This is a genomic window from Acidithiobacillus ferriphilus (assembly GCF_018854775.1).
GTDB classification, from domain to species: domain Bacteria; phylum Pseudomonadota; class Gammaproteobacteria; order Acidithiobacillales; family Acidithiobacillaceae; genus Acidithiobacillus; species Acidithiobacillus ferriphilus.
Window position 1 is genome coordinate 1 of sequence record NZ_JAAZTY010000051.1, and the last position, 4,801, is coordinate 4,801.

General features: G+C 60.8%; 6 protein-coding genes. All 6 read left to right on the forward strand.

Annotated features, from left to right (window positions below; genetic code table 11):
- On the forward strand, nucleotides 1-635 hold a 635-nt coding region (locus tag HF921_RS04315; RefSeq protein WP_215893380.1), incomplete at its 5' end, for an HlyD family secretion protein.
- 100 nt (nucleotides 636-735) lie between these two features.
- Complete coding sequence (ettA, locus tag HF921_RS04320) at nucleotides 736-2,403, forward strand: energy-dependent translational throttle protein EttA (RefSeq protein WP_064220092.1); 1,668 nt, start codon at nucleotides 736-738, stop codon at nucleotides 2,401-2,403.
- Between the two features lie 112 nt (nucleotides 2,404-2,515).
- Nucleotides 2,516-2,650 (forward strand): 50S ribosomal protein L34, encoded by a 135-nt coding sequence (gene rpmH / locus HF921_RS04325; protein ID WP_009560916.1) that lies wholly within the window; start codon nucleotides 2,516-2,518, stop codon nucleotides 2,648-2,650.
- The gene (gene rnpA, locus HF921_RS04330) at nucleotides 2,619-3,005 is read left to right on the forward strand and encodes a ribonuclease P protein component (protein WP_229066222.1); all 387 of its coding nucleotides are present in this window, start codon (nucleotides 2,619-2,621) and stop codon (nucleotides 3,003-3,005) included. Before rpmH ends, rnpA begins: the two co-directional genes overlap by 32 nt.
- On the forward strand, nucleotides 3,002-3,217 hold the full coding sequence (gene yidD, locus HF921_RS04335) for a membrane protein insertion efficiency factor YidD (protein ID WP_064220094.1): 216 nt from the start codon (nucleotides 3,002-3,004) through the stop codon (nucleotides 3,215-3,217). Before rnpA ends, yidD begins: the two co-directional genes overlap by 4 nt.
- Nucleotides 3,218-3,232: 15 nt before the next feature.
- Nucleotides 3,233-4,801: membrane protein insertase YidC (gene yidC, locus HF921_RS04340; protein ID WP_215893381.1), on the forward strand; the 1,569-nt coding region annotated here is incomplete at its 3' end.

Genomic DNA, 4,801 nt, shown 5'->3' on the forward strand with positions numbered 1-4,801 from the left:
CGCGTCGACCGCCGCGATGGCGGCGCCTGCAAGCCGAAATCGGCGCCGAATCGGCGCATAGCGCAGCCCTCAGCGCGCGGCTCGGAACCGCCGGCCCGGCGGGAAACCCCGCCGTGCGTGCGGCGACGCAGGCCCTGGCCCTGGCCCACCTGAACTGGACACGACGCATCATCCGGGCCCCGGTCACCGGCATCGTCGCGCAGCAGGCGGTGCAGCCCGGACAGTGGGTAAACGCGGGCCAGCGCCTGTTCACCGTGGTGCCATTGCAGCAGGTATGGGTCACTGCCAACATCAAGGAAACCCGTCTGGCGGGAGTGCGTCCCGGTGCGGCGGTGACGCTGCATTCCAATCTCTATGGTAACGCCGTCACCTATCACGGCTGGGTGGTGGGACTGGGAGGGGGCTCCGGCGCCGTCTTCGCGGTGCTGCCGCCGGAGAATGCCAGCGGCAACTGGATCAAGTTCACCCAGCGGGTACCGGTGCGCATCGCCGTCGATCCGGGGGACCTGATCCGACACCCGCTGCGTCCCGGCCTGACCATGACGGTACGGATCGCACTGCATGGCCCGTGGATACGGCGGCCGGTACCGGACTGGTTCCTGCGTTCCGCAGCCGCTTCACGCCTGTCTCCCTGACCGGCCCCCGCATAGAGTCCACATCAAGCCCTGATTTGCGCTACACTAGGCCAATTCCGCCTTTCGGCGGTCTGAACCCACTCTCTGGATGGAAAACGGCATGGCGCAATACGTTTTTACGATGAATCACCTCAGCAAGATCGTGCCGCCCAAGCGCGTTCTGCTCAAGGACATCTCCTTGTCCTTTTTCCCCGGTGCCAAAATCGGCGTGCTCGGCATGAATGGTGCCGGCAAGTCCACCCTGATAAAGATCATGGCGGGTGTCGACAAGGAGTTTGAAGGCGAGGCGCAGCCCATGCCTGGTCTCAAAATCGGTTATCTGTCGCAGGAACCGCAGGTCGATCCGAACAAGACGGTGCGCCAGGTAGTGGAGGAGGGTCTCGGTGACATCCTCGGCGCGCAACAGGAACTGGAAGCGGTCTATGCCGCCTACGCCGAGCCTGATGCGGATTTTGACGTTCTCGCCGCCGAGCAGGCGCGCCTGGAGGCCATTGTTGCCGCCAGTGATGGGCATCAGGCCGAGCAACAGATGGAGGTGGCTGCCGACGCCTTGCGTCTCGCCCCCTGGGATGCTCTGGTCGGCCCCTTGTCCGGTGGTGAAAAGCGCCGTATTGCGCTCTGCCGCCTGCTCATCAGCCGTCCCGACATGCTCCTCCTCGACGAGCCTACCAACCATCTGGACGCCGAATCCGTAGACTGGTTGGAGCAGTATTTGCAGCGCTTCTCCGGTACCGTGGTTGCCGTTACCCATGACCGCTACTTTCTTGATAATGCCGCCGAGTGGATTTTGGAACTGGACCGCGGCCGCGGCTTCCCTTACAAAGGCAATTACTCCGCCTGGCTGGAGCAGAAGGAAAAGCGCCTGGAACAGGAGGCCCGCGCCGAGGTCTCGCGCCTCAAAGCCATGCAACACGAGTTGGAATGGGTGCGGCAGAACGCCAAAGGCGGGCAGAGCAAAAGTAAGGCCCGTATGGCCCGCTTTGAAGAACTGAGTTCCTACGAATACCAGACCCGCAATGAAACGCAGGAGATTTTCATCCCGGTGGCGGAACGTCTCGGCAACGAGGTGATTGAATTCCGTGATGTGACCAAGGGCTTCGGCGACAAACTGCTTTTTGAACATCTCAGCTTCAAAGTGCCGCCGGGCGCCATTGTCGGTGTTATTGGCCCCAATGGTGCCGGCAAGTCAACGTTTTTCCGAATGATTGTGGGCCAGGAAAGCCCGGATAGCGGCGCCGTCGTCCTCGGCTCTACCGTCAAGTTGGCCTATGTGGATCAGTCCCGCGATGCGCTCGCCGCCAAAAACAATGTCTGGGAAGAAATCTCCGGTGGGCTGGACATCCTCACCGTCGGCAAATTTGAGATCCAATCCCGCGCCTATTGCGGCCGCTTCAACTTCAAGGGCGCCGACCAGCAAAAACTGGTGGGACAGCTCTCGGGCGGTGAGCGTGGCCGCCTGCATCTGGCCAAGACCCTTATCGCCGGCGGCAACGTCCTGCTCCTCGATGAGCCCTCCAACGACCTCGATGTGGAAACCCTGCGCGCGCTGGAAGACGCCCTGCTGGAATTCGCGGGCAGCATCATGGTCATCTCCCATGACCGCTGGTTCCTCGACCGCATCGCCACCCACATCATCGCTTTTGAAGGGGATGCCCATGTGGAGTTTTTTGCGGGCAACTACCATGAATATGAGGCAGACAAAAAACGCCGCCTGGGTGAGGAGGGCGCCCGGCCCCATCGTCTGCGTTATAAGCCCATCGTGCGCTAAGGCTTTTTATCTCGTCGTCGCCGGGTCCCGAAAATGCGGCCCGGTGCCTTGACTTTCGTGCAGCATCTCCTTATCTTCTCAGCCCTTAAGAATTATCCGCAGGAAGTGTCTCATGAAGCGTACTTTTCAGCCCAGCGTTGTTCATCGCAAGCGGACCCACGGTTTCCGTGCCCGCATGGCCACCAAATCCGGTCGCCTTGTGCTCAAGCGGCGCCGTGCCAAGGGCCGTCAGCGTCTCTGCCCGTAAGCCGATGAATCCGGCGCTGGCGCATCCTCATCGTTTTACCCGCGAGGATCGTCTCCGCCAGAAGGCGGCCATCCAGCGCACCCTCAAGCAGGGACGCAAAAAGGTCTTCCCAGAATTGGTGATCTACGCCCTGCGTAACGAACTGCGACACCCCCGTCTGGGTTTGGCAGTAAGCCGCAAGGTGGGTAATGCCGTGGTCCGCAACCGTATCAAGCGACGCTTGCGCGAAGCTTTCCGGCAGCAGCCGGTGCGCACGCAAGGGCGTGACGTGCTGGTGGTAGCGCGGGCGGGTGCCCGGCAACTCAGCATGCGGGCCATGGGTGTCTACTTCCAGCAGATGCTGGAGAGGGTATGAGTGTGCGGCACGTGGCCGTCGTTGTCGTGCGCGGCTATCAGTACGTCATCAGCCCCATACTTGGACACCACTGCCGTTTTTACCCAACCTGCTCCGAATACACTTGTCAGGCCATTGAACGCTATGGCATCGCCAAAGGTTCCTGGTTAGGCATCAAACGCATCAGCCGTTGCCATCCCTGGCACTCCGGTGGTGTCGATCCCGTTCCTTAAACGCCTTGGGGCCTCATGGATAATCAGAAGACCATCCTCGCTGTCGCGCTTGCCGTAGTCGTCTTCCTGCTGTTTCAGGCCTGGCAGGCGCAGAATGCGCCGAAACCGGTTACGCCGACTGCCGTCCGCCAAAGCGTCACGACCCCGAGCACGTCAACATCCGCTGTGGCTACCTCAGCAGCGACAGTGGCTGTGCCGACGGTCACGCCGGTCAGTACGGGCCTCCAGTTGGCGACAGGACCCACGGTGTCTTTCCAGACGCAGGTGTTCACTGGCCAGATCGACCTGAATGGCGGCGATATCCAACAGCTTGGCCTGCTCCGTTATCCGCAGGCGGTGGGGAATCCCGCACCCTATCCCATCCTCGACAAGGCGGCGGCTAAGCTCACTGTGCAGCAGAGCGGCTTCGTCAACAGCGATGGACAGACCCTGGTTGCCCAGTTCGCCGTTCCTGCCGTTCGGCGGGCCGACGGCCAGCCTATCACCCTCATCGGCAAAGCCGGCCCCCTGAGCGTCAAAAAAACATGGACATTTCAGCCCGACAGCTACGTGGTGGAAGAGCACATCACCATCACCAATAGCGGGTCCACGGCGTGGAATGGCAGCTATTTTGACCAGATCCTGCGCAATGACCGCGCTGAAAGTCACATGTTCATGTCTATTTTCACCGGCGCGGTGCTTATGCACCAGGGCAACTTCAGCGAAGTGAGTTTCGGCGATATCCACGATCATCCGGAGTTGAAGTCCGGCCCCGGCTGGGCGGGGATGATGGACCACTACTTCCTCACGGCCATTGTGCCTGCCCAGGATGCGCAATCCCAGATTTATGCGCGCCCGTCAGGTACCAATTATGTCGCCGGGGTGAACACCCCGCTACCGACCCTGGCACCGGGCCAGAGCACCACCATCACCCAGCAGCTTTTCCTCGGGCCGAAGCAGCAGCAAACCCTGGTCGCCATGGGTAACGGCCTGGAGCAGACCGTGGACTACGGTTGGTTCGCCATCATCGCCGAGCCCATGCATGTGGTGCTGACCTGGTTCCATGGGCTGGTCGGCAACTGGGGCCTGGCGATCATCCTGTTGGTCATAGTGGTCAAGTTCATCTTCTTCTACCCTTCGGCCATCAGTTACCGCTCCATGGCCAATATGCGCAAGTTGCAGCCCAAGCTGGAGAAACTGAAGAAGGAGGTCGGGGATGACCGCCAGAAGCTGGGCGCAGCCATGATGGCGTTGTACCGCAGCGAGAAGGTCAACCCTATGGCGGGCTGTCTACCCATTGTACTGCAGATGCCTTTTTTCATCGCCCTGTACTGGGTGTTGGTGGAGAGCGTTTCGCTGCGGCAAGCGCCCTTTATCCTCTGGATTCATGATCTGGCCATACCCGATCCTTACTACATCCTGCCCCTGCTCATGGGCGTGTCCATGTTCTTCCAGCAGCGCCTCAATCCAGCGCCGGTGGACCCCATGCAGAAGCGCATCATGTCGGCACTGCCGGTGATCTTCGCGGTATTCTTCTCCTTTTTCCCGGCGGGTCTGGTACTGTACTGGCTGACCAACAACGTGGTTTCCATCGGCCAGCAATAC